Annotated in this window: 17 protein-coding genes and 1 riboswitch; of the genes, 11 read left to right on the forward strand and 6 right to left on the reverse strand. The window is 70.9% G+C overall.

The window, feature by feature from the left end:
* Window positions 1-629: 629 nt before the first annotated feature.
* Window positions 630-1,880 (forward strand): AMP-binding protein, encoded by a 1,251-nt coding sequence (locus FV242_RS08030; RefSeq protein WP_147938565.1) that lies wholly within the window; start codon window positions 630-632, stop codon window positions 1,878-1,880.
* A 161-nt stretch (window positions 1,881-2,041) separates the two neighbouring features.
* Window positions 2,042-2,386 (forward strand): hypothetical protein, encoded by a 345-nt coding sequence (locus FV242_RS08035; RefSeq protein WP_147899101.1) that lies wholly within the window; start codon window positions 2,042-2,044, stop codon window positions 2,384-2,386.
* A gap of 199 nt (window positions 2,387-2,585) precedes the next feature.
* Here the strand turns inward: FV242_RS08035 and FV242_RS08040 are convergent, their stop codons facing one another.
* Window positions 2,586-3,800 carry a UbiH/UbiF family hydroxylase gene (locus tag FV242_RS08040; protein ID WP_147938566.1) on the reverse strand — a complete coding sequence of 405 codons (1,215 nt, stop codon included), beginning with the start codon at window positions 3,798-3,800 and terminating at the stop codon, window positions 2,586-2,588.
* A 256-nt stretch (window positions 3,801-4,056) separates the two neighbouring features.
* Here FV242_RS08040 and FV242_RS08045 point away from each other — a divergent pair, with 256 nt between their 5' ends.
* On the forward strand, window positions 4,057-4,251 hold the full coding sequence (locus FV242_RS08045; protein WP_147938635.1) for a type II toxin-antitoxin system HicA family toxin: 195 nt from the start codon (window positions 4,057-4,059) through the stop codon (window positions 4,249-4,251).
* Window positions 4,248-4,709, forward strand: a complete 462-nt coding sequence (locus tag FV242_RS08050; RefSeq protein WP_147938567.1) for a type II toxin-antitoxin system HicB family antitoxin — start codon at window positions 4,248-4,250, stop codon at window positions 4,707-4,709. The genes FV242_RS08045 and FV242_RS08050 overlap by 4 nt, the downstream gene beginning before the upstream one ends.
* A 34-nt stretch (window positions 4,710-4,743) precedes the next feature.
* Here FV242_RS08050 and FV242_RS08055 read toward each other — a convergent pair whose 3' ends face one another.
* Window positions 4,744-5,628, reverse strand: a complete 885-nt coding sequence (locus FV242_RS08055; protein WP_147938568.1) for an alpha/beta fold hydrolase — start codon at window positions 5,626-5,628, stop codon at window positions 4,744-4,746.
* A gap of 144 nt (window positions 5,629-5,772) precedes the next feature.
* On the opposite strand from FV242_RS08055, the gene recG reads away from it, so the two are divergent.
* Window positions 5,773-7,989, forward strand: a complete 2,217-nt coding sequence (gene recG / locus FV242_RS08060; RefSeq protein ID WP_246692635.1) for an ATP-dependent DNA helicase RecG — start codon at window positions 5,773-5,775, stop codon at window positions 7,987-7,989.
* Window positions 7,990-8,311: 322 nt separating this feature from the next.
* Window positions 8,312-8,635 carry a hypothetical protein gene (locus tag FV242_RS08065; protein ID WP_147938569.1) on the forward strand — a complete coding sequence of 108 codons (324 nt, stop codon included), beginning with the start codon at window positions 8,312-8,314 and terminating at the stop codon, window positions 8,633-8,635.
* 74 nt (window positions 8,636-8,709) lie between these two features.
* Here the strand turns inward: FV242_RS08065 and FV242_RS08070 are convergent, their stop codons facing one another.
* Window positions 8,710-9,510, reverse strand: a complete 801-nt coding sequence (locus FV242_RS08070) for a DUF502 domain-containing protein (protein WP_147938570.1) — start codon at window positions 9,508-9,510, stop codon at window positions 8,710-8,712.
* Between the two features lie 265 nt (window positions 9,511-9,775).
* Here FV242_RS08070 and FV242_RS08075 point away from each other — a divergent pair, with 265 nt between their 5' ends.
* Complete coding sequence (locus FV242_RS08075; protein ID WP_147938571.1) at window positions 9,776-10,615, forward strand: YfdX family protein; 840 nt, start codon at window positions 9,776-9,778, stop codon at window positions 10,613-10,615.
* 14 nt (window positions 10,616-10,629) lie between these two features.
* Here the strand turns inward: FV242_RS08075 and FV242_RS08080 are convergent, their stop codons facing one another.
* Window positions 10,630-11,592 (reverse strand): sugar kinase, encoded by a 963-nt coding sequence (locus FV242_RS08080; RefSeq protein ID WP_147938572.1) that lies wholly within the window; start codon window positions 11,590-11,592, stop codon window positions 10,630-10,632.
* An 827-nt stretch (window positions 11,593-12,419) separates the two neighbouring features.
* Between FV242_RS08080 and FV242_RS08085 the strand changes: the two genes are divergently transcribed.
* A complete protein-coding gene (locus FV242_RS08085) occupies window positions 12,420-13,742 on the forward strand; it encodes an HdeD family acid-resistance protein (protein WP_246692636.1) in 1,323 nt (440 codons plus the stop codon).
* A gap of 58 nt (window positions 13,743-13,800) precedes the next feature.
* Here the strand turns inward: FV242_RS08085 and FV242_RS08090 are convergent, their stop codons facing one another.
* A complete protein-coding gene (locus FV242_RS08090; protein WP_147938574.1) occupies window positions 13,801-15,030 on the reverse strand; it encodes a serine hydrolase in 1,230 nt (409 codons plus the stop codon).
* Between the two features lie 346 nt (window positions 15,031-15,376).
* Between FV242_RS08090 and FV242_RS08095 the strand changes: the two genes are divergently transcribed.
* Window positions 15,377-15,703, forward strand: coding sequence for a multidrug efflux SMR transporter (locus FV242_RS08095; RefSeq protein ID WP_147938575.1), 327 nt, complete (start codon window positions 15,377-15,379; stop codon window positions 15,701-15,703).
* A gap of 47 nt (window positions 15,704-15,750) precedes the next feature.
* Here FV242_RS08095 and FV242_RS08100 read toward each other — a convergent pair whose 3' ends face one another.
* On the reverse strand, window positions 15,751-17,775 hold the full coding sequence (locus FV242_RS08100) for a TonB-dependent receptor (protein WP_246692643.1): 2,025 nt from the start codon (window positions 17,773-17,775) through the stop codon (window positions 15,751-15,753).
* Window positions 17,776-18,014: 239 nt separating this feature from the next.
* Window positions 18,015-18,213, reverse strand: a riboswitch (cobalamin riboswitch).
* Window positions 18,214-18,630: 417 nt separating this feature from the next.
* On the opposite strand from FV242_RS08100, the gene FV242_RS08105 reads away from it, so the two are divergent.
* Window positions 18,631-19,221 carry a cell wall hydrolase gene (locus tag FV242_RS08105; RefSeq protein ID WP_147938576.1) on the forward strand — a complete coding sequence of 197 codons (591 nt, stop codon included), beginning with the start codon at window positions 18,631-18,633 and terminating at the stop codon, window positions 19,219-19,221.
* Window positions 19,222-19,618: 397 nt separating this feature from the next.
* Window positions 19,619-20,029 (forward strand): hypothetical protein, encoded by a 411-nt coding sequence (locus FV242_RS08110; protein ID WP_147909532.1) that lies wholly within the window; start codon window positions 19,619-19,621, stop codon window positions 20,027-20,029.
* Window positions 20,030-20,190: the final 161 nt, after the last annotated feature.

The following is a 20,190-nucleotide window of genomic DNA, read 5'->3' on the forward strand; positions in this document are numbered from 1 at the left end:
GCGCGGGGGCCGCGGGCTTCTTCGCCTGGGACAGCGCCGGGGCGGCCGCGAGGCCGAGGCCCGCAAGGCCGAGGAGGGCGGCGCGTGCCAGCGTCGCGGGGCGGGTGAAGGACATCGGCTCTGACCCCTTTGAAGAAACGTGGTGTGGCTTGCGGAATGCGGAGCCGGCCTGACGGGCTGGTCCGCCGGACCGCCCGGGCACGCACCGCCGTGGCGTGCCTCCCGGGGCTCCGGATGAATCGGTCCGACCATCGGGCGAGGATGGGCGCCTCATGCGCGCATCGCCCGCCCCAGCGACCGGGCGGCCTGCCTGTCCCCTCCGAATGAGGCGAAGGCATGACACCACGGCATCGAGCGCCCTCGGAGCGCGTCGTGCCGCAGCGGCCTCCGATAGGCTCCTGCCTCCCCGGCCGCAAGCGCGACGTTGGCCGCGCCCGCGTGCACGGCCCCCACGCGCCACCGTGATCCGGACGTGTGGCGCGGCGACAGCCTCGCCCAAGGGCTGGCGACAGCCTCGCCCAAGCGAGCCGATTTCAAGTGAGCGCATCTTAGGCGCGGGTTAACCATGGCCGGCCGACCATGCGGATGGATCTGCGGTTTGAGCGGGGGTCGGATTGAGCGCGTTCGCGGTGGCGGAGAGGACGGCCGACGCCGCGCCGGACGCGTCCGCGCGGTCCGGCGGGCTGTCCGCCAGCCTGTTCGCGGCGGCTCGGTCCGGCCCGCAGCGCACGGCCCTGCGTGATTCGGGGGACCGGGCGGCGTGGTGCGGGCGCCCGCCGATCACCTGGACCTACGCGGCGGCGGCGGAGATCGTCGGCCGGCTCGCGCGCGGGATCGGCGCCTGGCGGCTGCCCGCGGGCAGCCGGGTCGGCCTGTGGTTCTCCGGCGGCGCCGAATCGGCCCTCGCCCACCTGGCCGTCGAGGCGGCCGGCCACCTGCCCTGCCCGATGCCCGCCCTCTGGGATGCCGGGCAGCTCTCGGCCGGGATCGCGTCCGCCGGCCTGGTCGCGGTGCTGACGGAGGGCCGCCGCGGTGCGCGCCGTCCGGCCGAGGACCTCGCCCAGGCGGCCATGGGCCATTTCGGCCTGCGCTACCTCGCCGCCTTCGGGCCGGGCGTCCCGGACGGCGTGATCAGCCTCGACGCGATGGCTCTGGAGCGCGGGGTCGTCGAGCCGGTCGCGAGCCGCGGCCTCGTGATCTTCGCGGCGGCCGACCCGACCCGGCCGGTCTACCGCAGCGCGGCAGCGCTCGCCGCGGCGATCGACGTCCACCTCGACGTGCTGCCGGTGACGGCGGACGAGCGGATCCTGACGCTCCTGCCGGCCCACGACCTGCGCGGACTGGTCACCGGCCTCGGCGCGGCGCTGGCGGCCGGGGCCAGCCTCGAGACCGTGATTCCCTTCGACGAGGCGGGGTTCCGGGCCGGCCTGATGCGGCCGGTGCCGACGCGCCTCGTGGTCCCGTCCCTGATCGAGGCGGCGCTCGCCGCCCTGCCCCTGCCCTGGACCGTGCGGGCCCTCCACGTGGTCCACCGGGCGCCCACGCACCTGATCCCGGGCCCCGTCGCCGAATCGGCCGGCCCGCGCCGCCTCGATTCGCTGGTGTTCGACGAAGACGTAGTCCTCACGCGACCGGGCGGCCGCGACCTCGCCGCGACACTGGCCCATCCGGAGCGGGCGCCCCTGCCCCGAGCGCTCCTCGATCTCGCATTCCTCGATCGCGGCCCGGTTTATCGGGGCCTGGTTTATCGCGGCTTGGCCTGCGCGGCGGCGCCCCTCCCCCGTGGCGGCGTTCCCGACCTGGACCCCCAGGATTGGCGGAACTCGGGCTACCGGCCGGTCTCGGCCGGCGGGACCGTGACCGGTGTCGAGACCGCCTGACCGGCGGACGGCATTCGGTTCATCCAGCGCTCAGGCACGACGGATAATCTCGCACGCGCACACAACCGGACGGATCCGATCCGCTTCTTCGCGGGTTTCGCTTCGGATTGTGGTTCTGGCTATCTTCCCAAGCCACGCTTCATGAGGTACCGCTCAAGCCTATGGGTGCGCTGCAACAAGTGCTCGTGGTCGATGACGGTGTTCGCGCCGTGGACCGGTCCCTTTCGGGCGAGCTGGCCAACCTCGGCTACGCGAGCGTCACCGCCTCGATGGAGGCGGCAGACGATGTCCTGGCCGTGATCGCCCGCCCCGCGGCGGTGCTGCTCCAGGCCCCGACCCGTCGGGACCCGGCCTACGCCCGCCGCGCCGCACGCCTGCGCGCGCAACTGCGGGACCGCGGCATCCCGGTCCTCCTGATCGGCGACGCGGCCGAGGGCCGGGCCGGCGGCCCGGTCGACCTCGCCACCCGTCTCGGCGCCTACGTGGCCGCCCAGCCCGACCTCTAAGCGATAAGTTTTCGTTCAAAGCTCCGCCGCCCTAGCGGGTGCCGCGAGGCAACCTTAGGTCGCGCGCCGTCCCGGAGTGCAGCGCAGCACTGGGTCGCTGCGCTGCGCGCCATGACGGCCTTGGACGATCTGCCCGGACGATCGTGTCCGATTCGGCCAAGGGCCCACGGCGCGTCATCGGCGGCGATTGGAAGCGCGCTCAGCGCGCGCCGCGCATCAGTTCCGGCGCGCCGAGCCGCGGCAGCACGCCCTCGCGCATTACGATCCGCCGGAGCGGACCGAGATGCGACATCGCCAGCAGTCCCAGGCCCCGCAGCGCGTCGACCGGAACGAGGTCGGTGAGCAGGCTTCGGTTCAGGAGGTCGACCGCGGCCGTGCGGGCCGCCGCGTCGAGGCGGCGGCTCCGGGCGTAGCCGTCGAGTACCGGCCGGCCGCCGGGGTCGCGGCCGTCCCGGGAGGCGGCGACCAGCAGGTCGCGCAGGGCGGCCGCGTCGCGCAGGCCGAGGTTCAGCCCCTGTGCGCCGATCGGCGGGAAGACGTGGGCTGCCTCGCCGACGAGCGCCAGCCGCTGCGCCACCGGGCTCGACACGGACAGGCCGCGCATCGGCACGAGGCCCCGGGGGCCGTCGATCCGCATCGCGCCGAGCATCGCCCGGGCCTGGCGCTCCACCGCCTGGCCGAGGGCGGCGTCGTCCAGGGCCGCGAGGCGCCGCGCGGCGCTCTCCGCGGTGACCCAGACGAGGCTCGACCGGTGGCCGCCCGGCAGCGGCACCAGGGTGAACGGGCCGGAGCGGGTGTGGAACTCGGTGGAAACGTCCCGGTGCGGGCGGTCATGCGCCAGGATCGTGGTGATGGCGCTCTGCGGATAGGTCCAGTCGCGCACGCGCACGCCGCTGGCGGCCCGGAGCGGGGAGCGCGCCCCGTCGGCACCCACCACCAGACGCGCCGCGACCGTGCCGCCATCCGCCAGGGTCAGGCGCGAGACCGCCTCGCCGGGGGCGGCGCCGGCCGCATCCGCCTCGACCAGGGTGAGATTCTCTTGGGCGCGGGCCCGGATGCGCAGGCTCTCGACCAGGCGGGCGCTCTCGACGTTCCACCCGAAGGCGTCCAGCCCGATCTCGGCGGCCTGGAAGCGCACCGGCGGCGGCCGGAACAGGCTGCCGGTGTCGTCGATGATCTGCAGGGTGCAGAGCGGGCTGGCCTGCGGCGCCACCGCCTCCCAGGCGCCCAGCGCCTCCAGGAAGCGCACCGACCCGTCCAGCAGCGCCACGGTGCGCCCGTCCGCCACGGGGGCGTGCCGGCCGACCAGGGCGGTCCGGATGCCGGCCTGGGCGCTCGCCAGCGCGGCGGCGAGCCCCGCGGCTCCCGCGCCCACCACGGCGACGTCGAAAGGTATATTCGCCACTTCTGACATGCTGCCCGACGCGATCCTTTGAACCGCCTGCGCCCATGATCCGGGTCGCATCGGCGGTCTCGGCCGATTCGTCCCTATGGGACAGATCCTATCTGAGTCTTGCAGTCACCCTGCCAATCCCGGCCGGCGCCGCCACGGCGCCGCAGCCCACCGAGCGATTGGCCTGCCCGGTGAGTCTCCGTTCGCAGAACAACGTTGACGTGAGGCCGGGGGTCTACATTTCTGTGGACTTCCACGAACCTGTCGGACGTCCGATATCCGCACGAACGCGAGCGAACTCCGCAGGCTCCTCGCCGCGAAGGGATGCACGTTCGAGAACCACACGGGCGGCTCGGGCCATCTCACGGTCCGGCGTGGCGATCGGGTGTCGCAGATCCCGATGCATGGCGGCCGGAAGGAGCTCGGCACGGGGCTCGTCAACCGCATCCTTAAGCCGTTGGATCTCAAGTGACTGGCTACATCTTCGATCTCGAACCCGACGACAACGGGACGTATCTCGCCACCTGTGCGGCCTTTCCCGAGATCACCACGTATGTCGAGGATCCGGCCGCCCTTCCGATGAACGGCTTAGGTGCCCTTGAGGAAGCCCTGGCGGCGCGCATCGCGCGCGGTGTGGACATACCCGCACCGGCGCGAGTGGAGGCCGACGAGGCTCCCGACACCTGGGATGGACGCATCATCAGGGCTTGGGTCAAGCTGCCATTGCAGACCGACCTCAAGGTGATGCTGTACCGGATGCTGCGGAGCAAAGGCATCACGCGCGCCGAGCTGCAGCGCCAGCTCGGCTGGAACCGGGAGAGCGTCGACCGGCTGTTCCGGCTCGATCATCAGACCCGAACGGCACAGTTCGACGCTGCCTACCGGGCGCTCGGTTGCGAACTGAGCGTGCAGAGCGTGCCGGTGTCCTGAGCGCTGCGTCTTCGCTTCGTCCGAGCGCGCCGTTTCACCCGAGGAACGCCGACAGCTCCGAGAACACCTCCTCGGGCCGCTCCTCCTGCAGGGTATGCCCGCAATCGAGCGCCCGGCCCGAGACGGCTGTGGCCTTCTCGCGCCAGGTCTCCAGCACGTCGTAGGTCTGGCCGACCACGCCCCGCGCCCCCCAGAGGGCGAGCAGCGGCGCCGTGATCCGCGCCTCCGAATCGGCCGCGTCGTGCTCCAGGTCGATGCCTGCCGCCGCCCGGTAATCCTCGCAGATCGCGTGGCGGCAGGCCGGGTCACTGTAGCAGCGCAGGTATTCCGAAAAGAGGTCCGGCGGGGTCGAGCCGGAGGTCTTGGACTGGCCCTCGACGTGGTGGCGCAGGAAGTATTCCGGGTCCGCGCCGATCAGGGTTTCGGGAAGCGGATGCGGCTGGATGAAGAAGAACCACCAGAAATAGCGCGTCGCGAAGGCCTTGTCGGTGCGGGCGTACATCGTCGCCGTGGGGGCGATGTCGAACAGGGCCAGGCGCTCGACCCGCTCCGGATGGTCCAGGGCCAAGCGGTGGGCGACACGGCCGCCGCGGTCGTGGCCGACCACAGCGAACCGGTCGTGGCCGAGCGCCCGCATCACCGCCACTGCGTCCGCCGCCATGGCGCGCTTGGCGTAGGCGGCGTGGCGCTCGCCGCCCGGGGGCTTGTCCGAATCGCCGTAGCCACGCAGGTCCATCGCCACGATGGTGCGGCGCTCGGCCAGGCGCGGGGCGACGTGCAGCCAGGTCGACAGCGTCTGCGGGTGGCCGTGCAGCAGCAGCACCGGCGGCCCCGAGCCGGCCGAGCGCGCGTGGATCGTCACGCCGGGTGCGGTCTCGATCCGGTGCCGGTCGAAGCCCGGCAGAAAATCCGTCGCCATGCGAGTGGGTCGCCTCCGTGTCGCGAACGCGTGTGCCGTGAGCCCAGGTGCCATGCGCCCGTGCGCCCGTGCCTTGCGCCGCACTGGCGCGCCGGCATGCACCGGATGATAAGGCGGCTCCGGCACGATGTCCGCCGAGCCACCATGACAGATGCACGCGCGCCTCAGGACGCCGCCCCCCGGGATGCGGCCGTGAACGACCCCGACGCCGCGGAGGCGCCGGAGGGCGTCCGCGCGCCGCTGCTGCGTCCGAGCATCCTCGATCCCCTGTTCGCCCCGGCCCGCGCCCTGCCGGGCGTCGGTCCCAAGATGGCGCCGCTGATCGAGAAGCTGCTCGGCACGCCTGAGCGGGAGGCCCGGATCGTGGACCTGCTGTTCCACCTGCCCCAGGGCGGCGTCCCGCGCCGGCTGATGGGCTCGGTCAGCGAGGCGCCCGTGGGCGAGCCGGTGACCGTCGGGGTCACCGTGGTGGCCCACCGTCCGGCCCAGATCGGATCGGGCAAGCGCCCGCACCGGGTGCTGGTGGAGGATTCCACCGGCGACATCTCCCTGGTGTTCTTCGGCATGCCCCGCGCCCGGGTGGAGAAGATGCTGCCGCTGGGTGCGCATCGCTACATCACCGGCCGGATCGACCTGTGGGACGGCACCCGCCAGATGGTCCACCCGTCCCGCATCGTGGACGAGGCGGGCTTGGCCGAGCTGCCCGCCGTCGAGCCGATCTACGGCGCCACGGAGGGGCTGACCTCCCGGGCGATCAACAAGCTCGCGGTGGCGGCCCTCGATCGCCTGCCGACGCTGCCCGAATGGCAGGATCCGGCCTGGCTGGAGAAGAACCGCCTGCCCGCCTTCGCGGATGCGCTCCGCGTGGAGCACCGCCCCGACGAGCCGCTGCCGAAGGCCGAGGATCCGCTCCAGCCGCCGCCGGCCACCCCCGCACGGCGGCGGCTGTCCTACGACGAATTGCTCGCCTCGCAGCTGGCGCTCGCCCTGATGCGGGCCCGCCAGCGGCGCAAGGCCGGCCGGGTCAACGCCGGCGACGGGGCGCTGAGCGGGCGCATCCGGGCCGCCCTGCCCTTCGCGCTCACCGGCGCCCAGGCCCGGGCGGTGGTGGAGATCCGCGAGGATCTCGCCGCCCCGCGCCGGATGCTGCGCCTGCTCCAGGGCGATGTCGGCTCGGGCAAGACCGCGGTGGCCCTGCTGGCCATGGCGTCGGCCGTGGAGGCCGGGCGGCAGGCCGCCCTGATGGCGCCCACGGAGATCCTGGCCCGGCAGCATTTCGACCGGCTCCAGCCGCTGGCCGGCTCCCTACGGCTGCGCCTGATGACCGGCCGCGACCGGGCCGCCGAGCGCAAGAGCACGCTCGCCGCCCTCGCGGCGGGCGAGATCGACATCCTGGTCGGCACCCACGCGCTGTTCCAGGAGGCGGTGACGTTCCGGGACCTCGGTCTCGCCGTCGTGGATGAACAGCACCGGTTCGGCGTGCACCAGCGCCTGGCGCTCGGCGCCAAGGGCGAGGCGGTGGACTTCCTGGTCATGACCGCGACGCCGATCCCGCGCACGCTGGCGCTGACCTTCTTCGGCGACATGGACGTCTCGGTCCTCGACGAGAAGCCCGCCGGCCGCCAGCCGATCCGCACCATCACCCTGCCGACCGAGCGGATCGACGAGGTCGTGGCGGGGCTCGCCCGGGCGATCGCCACGGGGGAGCGGGTCTACTGGATCTGCCCGCTCGTGGAGGAATCCGAGTTCATCGACCTCGCCGCCGCGGCCGAGCGCTTCGACGACCTGAAACAGCATTTCGGCGACGCGGTCGGGCTGATCCACGGCAAGATGCCTGGGCCCGAGAAGGACGCCGGCATGGCCCGGTTCGCCGCTGGGGACACCAAGGTCCTGGTCTCGACCACGGTGGTGGAGGTCGGGGTCGACGTGCCCGAGGCGACCATCATGGTGATCGAGCATGCCGAACGGTTCGGCCTGGCACAGCTGCACCAGCTCCGGGGCCGGGTCGGGCGCGGCTCCAAGGCGTCGTCCTGCCTGCTGCTCTACCGCGGGCCGCTTGGGCAGGTGGCGCGGGCCCGGCTCGAGATGATGCGCGACAGCGAGGACGGCTTCCGCATCGCCGAGGCCGACCTGAAGCTGCGCGGCGAAGGCGAGGTGCTCGGCACCCGCCAGTCGGGCCTCGCCGCGTTCCGGCTGGCCCGGCTCGAGAGCGACGGCGACCTGCTCGTGGCTGCCCGGGACGACGCCCGGATGATCGTCGAGCGCGATCCCGGCCTGAGGAGCCCGCGCGGCCAGGCGCTGCGGGTGCTGCTCTACCTGTTCGAGCGCGATGCCGCGATCCGATTGATCGGGGCCGGCTGAACGGCCCGGGTGGGACGTGGCTTTCCTGAACGGCGCGTTCAGGAAAGCCCGCCGTTCAGGAAAACGCCACCTTGGCCCTGCACGCCCGGGAACAAACCGCACGAAACCGCCTGCTGATGCACGCGGAGCACGTAATGCGGAGAAAATCTCTGTTTCAGAAGGACTTGTGCTGAGCTGCGGGCGGGCCGGGGCCGGCCTCACGGCGGCGGGAGATCGCGTAGACATGCGCCTTGACCTTGCATCAGCCACAATCGTCCCTTAACTGTAGATGAACGAATGGCCCGGTAAGCCGGGACATCACGGACGAATCTGGAGGACGGACATGTCGAACGGACTGTTCCAAAACCTGCCGGGCTCCCACGAGATGGCCGGTATCCAAGCCTTGCCGACCGAGCCCTGGTTGTTGCCGATCTCGGACGGTGCCGTCGCAGCGGTGACGAAGACGTCGGAGGATCTGCAGGCTGCCGTGCGGCGGGCCGCGCGTCCGTTCTGGCTCGCTGCCAACGGGATCTGCATCGCGCTGGGCTTGGCCCTGACCATGCAGTGCGCCACCGGTTGGGCCCCGACTCCGACCCGCAGCGCCGTCACGGTCGCCCAGGCCACGCCGCCGACCATCGCGCCGCAGACGGCTTCGCTGCAGCGCTGAGTCACACGATCTCAGAATGAGCGACGGATTTCAGGGCCGGCCCGCGCGTGCGGGGCGGCCCTTTCGGTTGGGCCTCACGCGTCCTGCGGCTCCCGGTGGGCCGCCGGGTCGCCTGCCTGCTGCGCCGTCCGCAGGGACGCCGCCATGGCATGAAGCCGTCCCTGCGGGTCCTCCGGCTGGATCACGCCCGCCGACATCACCAGCTTGGCCGCGTCGTCGACACTGATATGCAGTTCCACCACCGCCGAGCGCGGCAGGTAGAAGAAGAAGCCCGTGGTCGGGTTGGGCGCGCAGGGCAGGAACACCCCGACCATCTCGTCGGCGCCGGCGGCGTTCCGGGCCTGCAGCGCGCCCTCGACCTCCGGGGAGGCCGGAGCCGACAGGAACACCACCGACCACGTGCCCTTCACCGGGAACTCGACCAAGCCGACCGTGCGGAACGAGGTGCCGTTGGCCGAGAACAGGGTCTCGAAGATCTGGCGCAGGCCCTTGTACAGGCCGGAGATCACCGGGGTGCGGGCCAGCAGCACCTCGCCGAACTCGATCACCGAGCGACCGACTAGGTTCGCCGTGAGGAAGCCCAGCAGCGTCACCGCCAGGAACGCGATGACAAGGCCGAGGCCGGGGATCGAGAACGGCAGGTAATGGTCCGGCAGGTAGTTCGCCGGCACCAGCGGCTTCACGAAGGAATCGATCAGCGCGATGAACCACCACGTGATGTAGGCGGTGATCGCCAGCGGTCCGGCCACGATGATGCCGGTGAGGAAATAGGTGCGCAGCCGCCCCCGCGCGCTGACGCGCGTCTTCGGGGTGGCGGGGCCGGGCGCGGATGCGTCGGGCTCGGGAGCCTGAATCGGCGGGGAACTCGGCGCCACGGGTGCCCTCTCGGCCGCTCGACCTGCGGCGATCCTGCCTGGGGGCGATCGGTCCCCCGAAGGCACAGGTAGCGGCTGCGCTTGTCCGCCTCAAGGGCGATAGCCGCGTGCGGCCTCGCCGCCTGACCGTCCGGTGGCCGAGCCATGACCGAAATTTCACGCAACGGCCGCCCCCGGCAGGCGGTTGTTCCGGCAGTCCCGACGGCGCGCTGAAGACGACCGACGCCGGCCGCCGACGCCCACCGGGCCAGACCGGAATCCTGACATGACCAGACTGAAGACGCTGGCGGCTGCCCTGGCCGCATCGACCTTGCTCGCCGGCGCGGCCGCGGCCGCCGACCAAGCTGCGCAGCCGGACCGCACGGCACCGCACGTGACCGGCGCGCTGCAGAAGCAGGCCGCCGCGGAGGCCGGCAAGCTGTCGACCGACGGCATCGACGCCTATCGCGACGTCCACCTGGCGCGGCTCGCGATCTACGAGGCGAAGCCCGAGCAAGCGCGGATGTTCGTCAGCCACGCCCAATCCGCACTGGAGAAGTCCAAGACCGATTCCACCGCCTTCACGAAGGCCGAAGCCGACCTCAAGCCGCCGTCCGGCATGCGCACGGCGGCCACGATGGCAGGGGGTGCCCCGGCGGGCGACGCCGCGATGGGGCAAGCGGGCGCCAAGGACACGCCGCCGGCGAAGGCCGGGACCGCGCGCGCGACCGAATCGGTCACGTGGTTGCCGGTCGACGCGCAACTGGTCCTGGCCGACGACTTCGTGGCCCGCACCAAGGATCAGTCCGCCGCGATCGACGAAGCCAACCACAAGCTGCGGGCCGGAGATCGAACCGGCGCGGTCGATCGGCTCAAGCTTGCCGGCGTCGATGTCGATTTCACCATGGCGGTGGTGCCGCTGGTCAAGACCACCCAGGACGTCGATCAGGCCGCCAAGCTGATCGCCGACGGTCAGTATTACCAGGCCAACGTTGCGCTGAAGCAGGTCGAGGACGGCGTACGCTTCGATACGATCGACGTGACCACGGTGCCGAAAGCGGCTGCCGCGCCCAAGCCGGAGGCTGGACACGCCACGGCCAGCACCGCCAAGTCGGCCGCGCAGTGAGGCGGGGCGGCGGGCTACGGGTCTGCCGCTGCAACCTCGCCGCTACCGCTCGGACGGGGACGTCGGATAGCGGGTGCTGGCATCGCGTCCCGGGGGATCACCGCGCCGCGATGCCCGATCACGGCGCCTGCTAGGCGGTGCGCCTCGGCGGCGGAGGCCTCCGGGGGCAGCCCGGCAATGCGTGCCGCGAGGTAGCCAGCCGCGAAGCTGTCGCCCGCGGCCGTCGTGTCGACCACCCGGTCCACCGGGCCGGCCGGCACGTTCGTGTCAGACGTCCCGTCCAGCACCCGGGCGACCGGGACCGAGCCGTCCGCGGTCTTGAGCACGATCTCGGCACGGCCACGGTAGCGCAGCACCTCCTCTTCCCCCGCCTCGCCGAACAGCCAGTCCAGGTCCTCCACCGAGGCGAAGATCAGGTCCGCCTGCGCCAGGGCCTGGCGGAACGCCGCCCGAGCCACGTCCCGGTCCGGCCAGCCGCGGGGCCGGTAATTGGTATCGAACGCGACCCGTCCGCCCCGGGCGCGCAGGGTCGCCAGGGTCTCGGCCAGGGCGGCGCGGCCGGCCTCGCCGTAGAGCGACAGGCTGATCCCGGAGACGTAGACGAGGTCGTCGGACTCCAGGGCGGCACGCGTCTCGGCCGCGCCCGGTTCCGAGAACAGGTCCCGCGCGGCGGCGCTGTCGCGCCAGTAATGGAAGCTGCGTTCGCCCGCGTCGTCAGTGCGGATGATGTAGAGCCCCGGCATCCGGCCCGGCAGGCGGCGGACCCGCTCGAGGCCGATACCCTCGCGGCCCCAGGCTTCCACCATCGCGTCGCTCCAGGTGTCATCTCCCAGGGCGGTGACGTAATCCACCGTCACGCCGAGGCGGGCGAGGTAGAGCGCGGTGTTGAGCGTGTCGCCGCCGAAACCGCGGACCAGGCTCCCATCCGGCCGCTCCGACAACTCGACCATGCACTCCCCGACGCAGGCGACCCTCATGCGGCTTCTCCGTGTGCGGAGCCTCGACCGGGCCGGTGGACGACCGGACCCGTCCGGCTTGGCCTATCGATCGCGCGGCCGCCTCGTGGGCTCGTATCCTTTTGAAGTATAGCCCTCATCGACCCCCGCCGGTATCCGGTTTTCGCGCGTCGCGCGCAGTCTTCCAGCGCGCCGTCCTGAATTGTCGGACGTCATTGACCGTCTCGGAATTTTGAAGATCCGATTCGAACATATTGGAACGTTGAGGGCCACTGGCTCCGGCCCGGCATCAACACGAACTCGTAATAGGGTAACGAGGATGGCTACTTCGCAGAGGGTATCCTCCCGTACGACCTGACGTCGGCCGTCAGCGTCGGTATCGGCGGCCGCCACTGGCGAATGCAGACCGGTTCGGTCCGTATCAGCTCTCGTTCTCCCCCGGAAGCTCGACCGAATTCGAGACCGACCGGTGCAACGCCTCCGCTCAGATCGCCTACGAGCTGTCGGATCTGGGGCTCGGCGGATCGGACGGTCCGCCGGTTCTGGTTCACACGGACCTATCTGCGCCGGGTCGAGGTTTGGGAGCAGTGCCTTGTTCGTACGGAACGCGCGTCATATCCCGGATCTCGTCTTGCCGGATGGTTCGGCAAATCCGTGTGTGCCCTCTGGATACCATCTCTGGAAGCGCGGCGGCCGCGCATGCTTTAACAAAGTCATCAGTCGAGTCGTGAAAGGTGCGGGTCGCACGCGCGCTTTCGAAGACGACCTTCATGTCCCATCGCTCATCCGTGATAACCCGACCTGACGGCCTCGATCTGGATCGTCCGATCCGGGAGGGCGGCGCCCGGATGGCTCCCCTGTGGCAGGTGCTGGTCGGGGGCGATGCGGTCCGCCGCCATGCGCACCTGATCCTGGCCGCCGGCGTGGCCCTGGCCCTGCTAGGCGTCGCCGTGATGATCGATGCCCTCGCGGGGGCGGTCCATATCCCGGAGCGCTGGTTCGGCCTGCTCCTGCTGGTGGACGCCCTCGGTTCGCTCGGCGCCGGCCTGATCGCCGCGGGGGCGGCCCGGCGGCTGCGGATCTTCAAGGGCCTGTTCCTGGCCTTGGCGGCCATCCTGATCATGATGGCCTCGGCCTCGAGCTTCTTCCTGCTGGCGATGCTGTTCGGCACCGTCTTCCTGGTCGACGGCATGATCCGGATCGTCCTCGCCTACCTGCTGAAATTCCCCGAATGGCGGACCTCTGTGGCGCTCGGCGCGCTGGGCGTCGCCTTCGGCGTGTTCCACCTGCAGCCTTGGCCGACCTGGTACGTCGGCACCGTGGGCTACTGCATCGGGATGTTCCTGGTCATCAACGGCCTGCGGTTGGCCTTGGCGGGCCTGCGGACCCGGCGGACGGCCCCGGAGCCGGTGCTGGAGGGGGCGTCGGCCCTGAACTCCGACAGCTTGACCGTCTATGTCTGGACGCCGACCGGCCAGGCCACGACGCCGGCCACGCAGCGGCTGGTCCGGCGCTACGTCGCCTCCGTCGACGTGGCGGGGCGGTACTCCACCGGCCACGCCGCCCTCGAACTGGCGGGCGACCTCTATATCAGCCACTACCCCGCGGTGGAGATCGACCGCTCGCCGGCCAACCTCCGGTCGAGCCTGCGCGCCGGTCCCGAGAACGACGTCCCCGGCCGGTTCCTGCCGTCGCATCGCGCGGAGGTCGCGGATTGGTGCGAGGCCACCGTCGCGGTCACACTCAACGGCGTCGACGGCCTCCGGCTGCGGGCGTTCTGGGACGCCTATCGCGGCGACACGACCTACAACTTCATCAGCCGCAACTGTTCGACCACGGTCGCCCGCGCCCTGGATGTCGCCGTGGAGGGCGCGTTCAGCCGCGGGGGGCATCCCTGGCGGAGCCTCGCCAACGCGCTGACGAGCCCGGAATTCTGGGCCGCGGCGCTGCTGCGCAACGGTGCCCGGTCGATGACCTGGACCCCCGGTCTGGTGCTCGATTACACGCGCGCGCTCAGCGCCCTCGTCGACCCGGCCACACCGGTGACCTCCATCGCCTGGGCCAATGTGGGCCGCCGGTTCGTCCGCAACGGGCGGTTCGGGTCCCTGACCCGGTTGTTCCACCTCGCCTGGCGCCGGCGCGCATCAGGCTCGGGTCAGACCGAGGCCTGACTGAGGGCCTTCCGGGTCCCCCTGCCCTCCGGGCCGCCGATAGGGTGGCGCGCCCGGGTCAACGGGCCGTGCGGCGGGCAGCGAGATCGCGGGCGATGGCCTGCATCACCGACAATGTGTCGACCTCATCCTGCTCGGCGCCGTGGTCGCTGAGCTTCACGATCACGGTCCCAGTCTCGCGGTCGACGTAGACGTACTGGCCGTAGACGCCGATCGCCGAGATGTCGCTGTCGTCGCCCCCGGGGGCATGCCACCACTGGGCCGAATACTGCCAGCCATCGACCGCCCGGCGGGCCGGCGTCTCGATCCGGTCGATCCAGCGAGCCGGGATGATGCGGTTCTGGCCCGCCAAGCCCTGGTCGGCCACCAGAAGCCCAAGGCGGGCGAAGTCGCGGGGCGTGGCGTTGATGCAGCAGAACGCCTTCTCGATCCCGCCGGCCCGGTCGAGATTCCAGGTCGCGTCGGCCTGGGCGCCCATCGGCTTCCAGATCCGCTCGGAGAGGAGGTTCGCCAGGGGCTTGCCCTCGACCCGCGCCAGGATCAGGCCGAGCAACTCGGTGTCGATGCTGCGGTAGCGGCCCTGGCTGCCGGGCTTGAACGCCAGATGGGCGTTGTCGCGGACGAAGGCAGTGATGTCGCGCGTCAGGTACATCCCGGCGGTGCCGGTCAGCGGATGCTGCGGGTCGTAGTTCTCCGGCACGGCGATCCCGCTCGTCATGTCGAGGAGGTCGCGCACGGTGATCTGGCCGAAGACCGCGCCGTGGCGCAGTTCGGGCAGCAGGGCCGAGACCCGGTCGGTCTCCGCGAGCTTGCCGCCCGCCACCGCGGTGGCGACCAGCAGCGACACGATCGACTTCGCCACCGACCAGGACGGGAACAGCGTCGCCGGTCCTGTGCCCGGCCGCTGCCATTCGTGGATCAGGACGCCGTCCTGCACCACCAGGAAGGCGTTGGTGTGCGTCTCCGCCAGCATCGTCGCGAGCGGAACCGTCCGGCCCTTCCAGGAGACGCGCTCCAGGATCGGGCTCGGCCGGAACGCCAGGTCGCGGGCCCGTTCGGGCGCCTGCACCACCCGGCTGGGGAACCAGGGGCCGATCGCGGACGGCTCGATGACCGCCAGGGCTGCCAGCGTGACCGGATTCGGGACGTTGATCAGTGCGGTGGCGGTCCAGGCGCAGCCCGCCGCCACGCCGCCGCCGGCCGCGGCGATCAGGCCCCAGCGCATGCCCCGCTGGCGGCCCGGACGGGGGCTGGCCGAAGCTTCCGGGATCGCGGGCGACGCAGTCATGGTGGATCGGTATCGCTCTGGATCGGCACTGTCGTGGCGCCGTCGATCGGGGCCTTGGCACGGGCGGCGACCATGATGAGGAGGCGTTAACGAAGGGCCAACCCGGTCGGACGTTGAATTCGGCGCTCAGCCGCGCGTGCCTAGTGCGGAGGATTCGAAAATCTTCATCGATTCGACGGAAAAGGGCTCCCGAACGCCGGCGGCACCTTATGGGAGGAGGCTGCCGCGCACAAACTGCAACCCACCGTCCTTACCTGATCGTCCTCCCCTGATCGTCCTTGCCGATCCGAAGAACCGATTTTCACTTGAGACTGGCTCCGCGCCTGCACAAAAGGTCTTCCGCGCGATGAACTCTTTCCTGATCCTCGGGCTCGCGATCGGCGCGGAGGTCACCGCCACCCTGGCGCTGAAGGCCGCCGACGGCCTGACCAAGCCGGGCCCCACCCTGATCGTGGCGGTCGGCTACGGCACCGCCCTATGGCTGATGTCGAGCAGCATGGACATGCTGCCGATCGGGGTGGTCTACGCGATCTGGTCCGGGGTCGGCATGATCGGCGCCGCACTCGGCGGCGCGTGGCTGTACGGCGAGGCGATCAGCCCGACCATGCTAGTGGGGATCGCGATCATCGCGGTGGGCGTGGCCATCCTGGCGTCCGGGCAGGGCCAGCACTGAGCCGGATCCCCTCCGGGCCCCGGGGTCGCGCTCAGAATCGGCCGCGCTCAGAACCGGCCTGCGATGGTGAGGCGCACGGCCGTGGGCTCGGCCGGGTGGAACACGCGGTCGGTCAGGCCCTCGGCGGGCTCCCCGGGCAGGCGCGAGACGTAGGCGTAGGTGATCTGGTCGGACTTGCTGTTGGTCAGGTTCAGCACGTCGAGGGAGACGCTGACCCCGTTCTCGAAGGCGTAGCCGACCCGGCCGTTGAACAGGGCGGTCGGGCGCGAGCGGATGGAATTGTCCTCGATCAGCGGGCGCGGCCCGAAATACCGGAACCGCAGGGAGCCGAACCAGCCGAGCGGCGCGCCGAAGGTGATGCCGGCCGACGCGATGGTGGTAGGCGCCTCCGGCACCCGGGTGCCGACTGGGTCGGAATCGGAGAACCGGGCGTTGGTGATCGTCAGATCGCCCTCCAGCGACAGGAACGGCGTCAGCGCGTAGCGGTTCGTCCACTCGACGCCGAAGCGCCGGGTCGGGCGGCTCGGCTCCGTGGTGCCGGTGTCGCCCTGGAACAGGTTTTCGGACGCGAAGTCGAGCCGGAACAAGGCGAGGCTGGTCTCCAGCCCGGCGATCGAGCGGTTGCGCAGCCCGACCTCGTAGCCGGTCGAGGGCACCAGGAACGGCGCGCGGCCGATGTTGAACAGGGGGCTTGCCGGATCGACCGTGGCAGTCACCCCGCGCACGTCGTTCGAGTGGAAGCCGCCGCCGTAATTCACGTAGAACTCGGTGTCGAACCACGGTCCGAGGGTCAGGCCGAGCTTAGTATTGACGATGCCGTCGCGGGCCCGGCCCGAATTGGCCGGCGTGTCCGAGGCGACGCGGGCATCATAGCAATCGGCGCGGAAGCCGAGGCTGGTGCGCAGCCAGTCGGTCCAGCGCACCCGGTTGTCGAAATAGAAGGCCCCGCTCGTCTCCAGCACCCGATCGTCGAGCACGCCCGAGCGGTATTGCCGGTTCGTCGTGTTGAACAGCCCGACCCGGATGCTGTCGGTCCGGGTCTGCACGCCGACCTCGTTCTCCATCGGACGCCCGAACAACGCGCCCTGGAAGATGTGCAGCGCCTCGCCGCCGCCGATGATGCGCTGGTCGAGCTGGTGGAACTGGTCGCCCGCGACGGGGTCGTTGAGGACATAAGTGAAGTCGTTGAACAGGTTGAGCTGCGAGCGGATCACGTAGGCCGAGGCCCGGGTCACGCCTGTGTCGTCGGTGCTGCTGAAGCGGCCGGACAGCGAGAGGCGGCTCGTATCCCCGCCATCCGTGGGGTTGATCGTGCCGTATCGGCCGATCAGCCCCTGAGCGACGGCCCGCTCGGGGATCTGGTTGGTGGCGGTCCAGCGGCTGGCATAGGCCATGCCCGTGACCGAGAAGCCGTCGAGCGCCGTGCCCTGGCTGTAGCGGGCGACGGTGCTGATCTTGCGCAGGGCGTCCGGGACCACCCACGGACCGTCGTAGACCTGTGCGTCGGCCGCGACCAGGAGGTTGCCGTCCCCGATCGGGGTCGAGGCGATGGTGAGCGCGCGCTTGTAGCCGAAGCTGCCGATGGCGGTGAGCGCGAGGTTTTTCTGGACGGTGTCGAGATAGTCGATCCGCACCGAGCCGGCGGAGGCGAAATCGCCGTCGCGTACGAAGTACGGCCCCTTGTGGAACTCCACCGCGCCGACGAGTTCGGGGATCAGGAAGTTGATGTCGGCATAGCCCTGCCCGTGGGCGTGGGTGCGCATGTTGAGCGGCATGCCGTCCAGGAACAGGGCGATGTCGGTACCGTGGTCGAGGTTGAAGCCGCGCAGGAAGAACTGGTTGGCCTTCCCCTCCCCGCTATGCTGGGTGACGATCAGGCCCGGCACCGCCTCCAGCACCTCGCCGGGACGCGTCACCGGCCGGCTGTTGAGCTGGGCGCCCGTGATCACCCCCGCGCTGGCGGAAGCCACGGGCAGGAGCGGGCCGCCGATGCCGGTCACGCCGCTGACATAGCCCGCACTCGCGGCGGCACCGCCCCGCGGGGCCCCGGAAGGCTCTGCGGTGACCGAGATCTCGTCGAGCGTCGCCTCGGTGTCCTGGCTCGGCCGGGATCCGTCCCGGGCGGAGGCCGCCGGGGGCAGCAGCGCCAGGGCCGTCAGCACGGCCAGTTTCGAGAGCGTCAAGCGCGGCACAGGACGGGACACGGGACCTCGGGCGACGGCAGTGGCACGTCACCGCGAACGAGGCCGCGCCGACCGCGCTCGCGCGGGCGTCCCGGCACCCGCCAGGACACCCCGCCCAGCGCGTTTCGCGTGTGACCACGACTGACGGCAGGTCTCCTGGCTCACGGGTCGCCGCCCTCTCGTCGTCTTCCCGGGCGAGGCGGCCCAGTGACGTGGTGACGAGAAGGCTCACCGCTTACAGTTGCGGGGGCAGCCGCGGATTCGGGGAAGACCCCTCACCGCGTTCCCTTTTGATCCCCGAAGGGAACCGTCCCGGCCACCTTCGAGCCAAGGCTTGGGTCCCGTCAACGTCCCGGCACCGGTTGGCGGCGTGTGTGTCTATCGGATGACACCGGGCCCTCGGCCGGCTCTCGTTCCAGCCGAACGAGGCCGCCGACCGGGGGACTCGTCCCTCCGATCCCGGACGGCTCCGGGCGATGCTACGCTAATGGTATCGCGAAGCTTTTCCGCCCGGACCTGCGGCTCCCGCTGCGGCTCCGGTCCGTCCCGCGAGGGGCCGCGTTCCAGGGCTGTCCGTGGTCCGCCAGCGCGGGCCGACCGGCGTTCGGGGCGATCCACGCATGCCGGCCCGCCACATCCTCGCCGCGAACGTGCACACAAGCTTGGCGCGTACAACGATCGAGAGTGGCGACGCCGGGCAGGGCGATCGCCCTGCCCCGAGGCCGGAGGACGGAGCGCTGATGCATGCAGGGTAGCGAGAGGATCAAGACCGTTTCGGGGCTGGTCGCGCTGGCGCTCGCCGGCGGCCTCGGTGCGTGCAACACCGCGTCACCCCTGACCACAGGATCGATCCTCGGCCGCAAGCCGTCGATGGTGGTCACCGACGCCGAGCGCGACTGCCTCGGCCGGGCCATGTATTTCGAATCGAACCGCAGCGACGAATCCGGTCTGCTGGCCGTCGGCACCGTGGTCATGAACCGGATGGAGGCCGCGATCTTCCCGGGCGGCATCTGTGCGGTGGTCGGGCAGCCCGGGCAGTTCGCCCCCGGCGTCCTGACCAAGCCGATGCAGGACCGCGACCTCCAAAAGGTGGCGGATGCCGCCGACGCGGTGCTGGCGGGCGAGCGTCACCCGAAGGTCGGGAAGGCGATGTATTTCCACACGGCCGGCCACCACTTCCCGTACACGAACATGCACTACGTGGCCGTAGCCGGCGGCAATGCCTTCTACGAGAAGCGCAACTCCCGCGCCGCCAAGGCGGAAACGCCGGCGCCCGCCGCCCTGCCCCCGACGGTGTCGAGCTACGCGGCCGGCCCGGCTGCGCCGACGCGTTAGCGCTGCGCACAACGATCCGAACGGCCTTGCCGGATCCGGATCGCGCTTCCGGCGCGGGTCCCTCCCCTTGCCGCAAGCCTGCGCCCCGGCACCACCCGCTCGCAGCGCGTGTCCATCCCGCTGCGAGCGTGGCCGCCCGCGACCACGCGGGCCGGCGGAAGCCGCCGCAAGCCATACATCGGGACGCGGCTCCCGACAGGGACGCGGATCGACCGGCATAGAACGAGGCGGTGCTGTCGATCGCACCATCTTGACCGGTCATCGCAGATGAAGTGACATCGCGCGCGGCGGTAAATCTGTTGATTGGCTCCGTGACCCGCGGAGGCGAGATTTACATCGACGGGCGACGCCTTAGCTTGTCGGTTAGAACTACCCACGAATCACGGATCTGCCGCCGATGATTGCCCACAGGGTAGCGCTCGCTGGTGCGGTCCTCATTCTGAGCATCGCACCGGCAGCCTCTCAGTTGCGCCGCCCGATGACCTGTACGGAGGACGTCTCGGTGGGGCTCGACGCGGCCCCCGGCCCCGAGGGTGCAAAGCCTCAGCCGCACCGGGCGCGGACCTTCTCGTTGGTCTCCGGCGGCGGCTTGCTGACCGTCCTCTCCGCCGGGCGGTCCGACTATTACGAATGTCAGGTGGCGTCGCCGCGCTTGAATGAACGGACCCCGCGCAACGCGATCAAGTGCCAGAACGGCGTATATTTTCTTCTGATCGACCTAAACAAGCTGAACTTCGTCGAGGCGCAGCTCAATCCGGAGGATCGCGGCGAGATCAAGATGAGCTACGGAAGCTGCAAGATCCTCTGACTGCGCTCAATCCATCCGGATCAGGATGTAGGCCGAGACCGCGATGACCGCGATGGTCACCGCGAACAGCAGAAGCGTCCTGGCGAACGCGCCGTCGGGCGGGTCTGGTGCGTCGTTCATCATGCTCTCCCAGCCCCGGAAGGATGGTGGCGTTTGCCGTC

The sequence above is a fragment of the Methylobacterium sp. WL64 genome (assembly GCF_008039945.1).
Taxonomy (GTDB): domain Bacteria; phylum Pseudomonadota; class Alphaproteobacteria; order Rhizobiales; family Beijerinckiaceae; genus Methylobacterium.

What these genes read in the sequence shown, in the direction of transcription:
- FV242_RS08035 (WP_147899101.1), top strand. Translation starts at nt 2,042, where the DNA reads ATGGGTGCGCTGCAACAAGTGCTCGTGGTCGATGACGGTGTTCGCGCC.
- FV242_RS08040 (WP_147938566.1), bottom strand. Translation starts at nt 3,800, where the DNA reads ATGTCAGAAGTGGCGAATATACCTTTCGACGTCGCCGTGGTGGGCGCG.
- FV242_RS08055 (WP_147938568.1), bottom strand. Translation starts at nt 5,628, where the DNA reads ATGGCGACGGATTTTCTGCCGGGCTTCGACCGGCACCGGATCGAGACC.
- recG (WP_246692635.1), top strand. Translation starts at nt 5,773, where the DNA reads ATGACAGATGCACGCGCGCCTCAGGACGCCGCCCCCCGGGATGCGGCC.
- FV242_RS08065 (WP_147938569.1), top strand. Translation starts at nt 8,312, where the DNA reads ATGTCGAACGGACTGTTCCAAAACCTGCCGGGCTCCCACGAGATGGCC.
- FV242_RS08075 (WP_147938571.1), top strand. Translation starts at nt 9,776, where the DNA reads ATGACCAGACTGAAGACGCTGGCGGCTGCCCTGGCCGCATCGACCTTG.
- FV242_RS08080 (WP_147938572.1), bottom strand. Translation starts at nt 11,592, where the DNA reads ATGAGGGTCGCCTGCGTCGGGGAGTGCATGGTCGAGTTGTCGGAGCGG.
- FV242_RS08085 (WP_246692636.1), top strand. Translation starts at nt 12,420, where the DNA reads ATGGCTCCCCTGTGGCAGGTGCTGGTCGGGGGCGATGCGGTCCGCCGC.
- FV242_RS08090 (WP_147938574.1), bottom strand. Translation starts at nt 15,030, where the DNA reads ATGACTGCGTCGCCCGCGATCCCGGAAGCTTCGGCCAGCCCCCGTCCG.
- FV242_RS08095 (WP_147938575.1), top strand. Translation starts at nt 15,377, where the DNA reads ATGAACTCTTTCCTGATCCTCGGGCTCGCGATCGGCGCGGAGGTCACC.
- FV242_RS08105 (WP_147938576.1), top strand. Translation starts at nt 18,631, where the DNA reads ATGCAGGGTAGCGAGAGGATCAAGACCGTTTCGGGGCTGGTCGCGCTG.
- FV242_RS08110 (WP_147909532.1), top strand. Translation starts at nt 19,619, where the DNA reads ATGATTGCCCACAGGGTAGCGCTCGCTGGTGCGGTCCTCATTCTGAGC.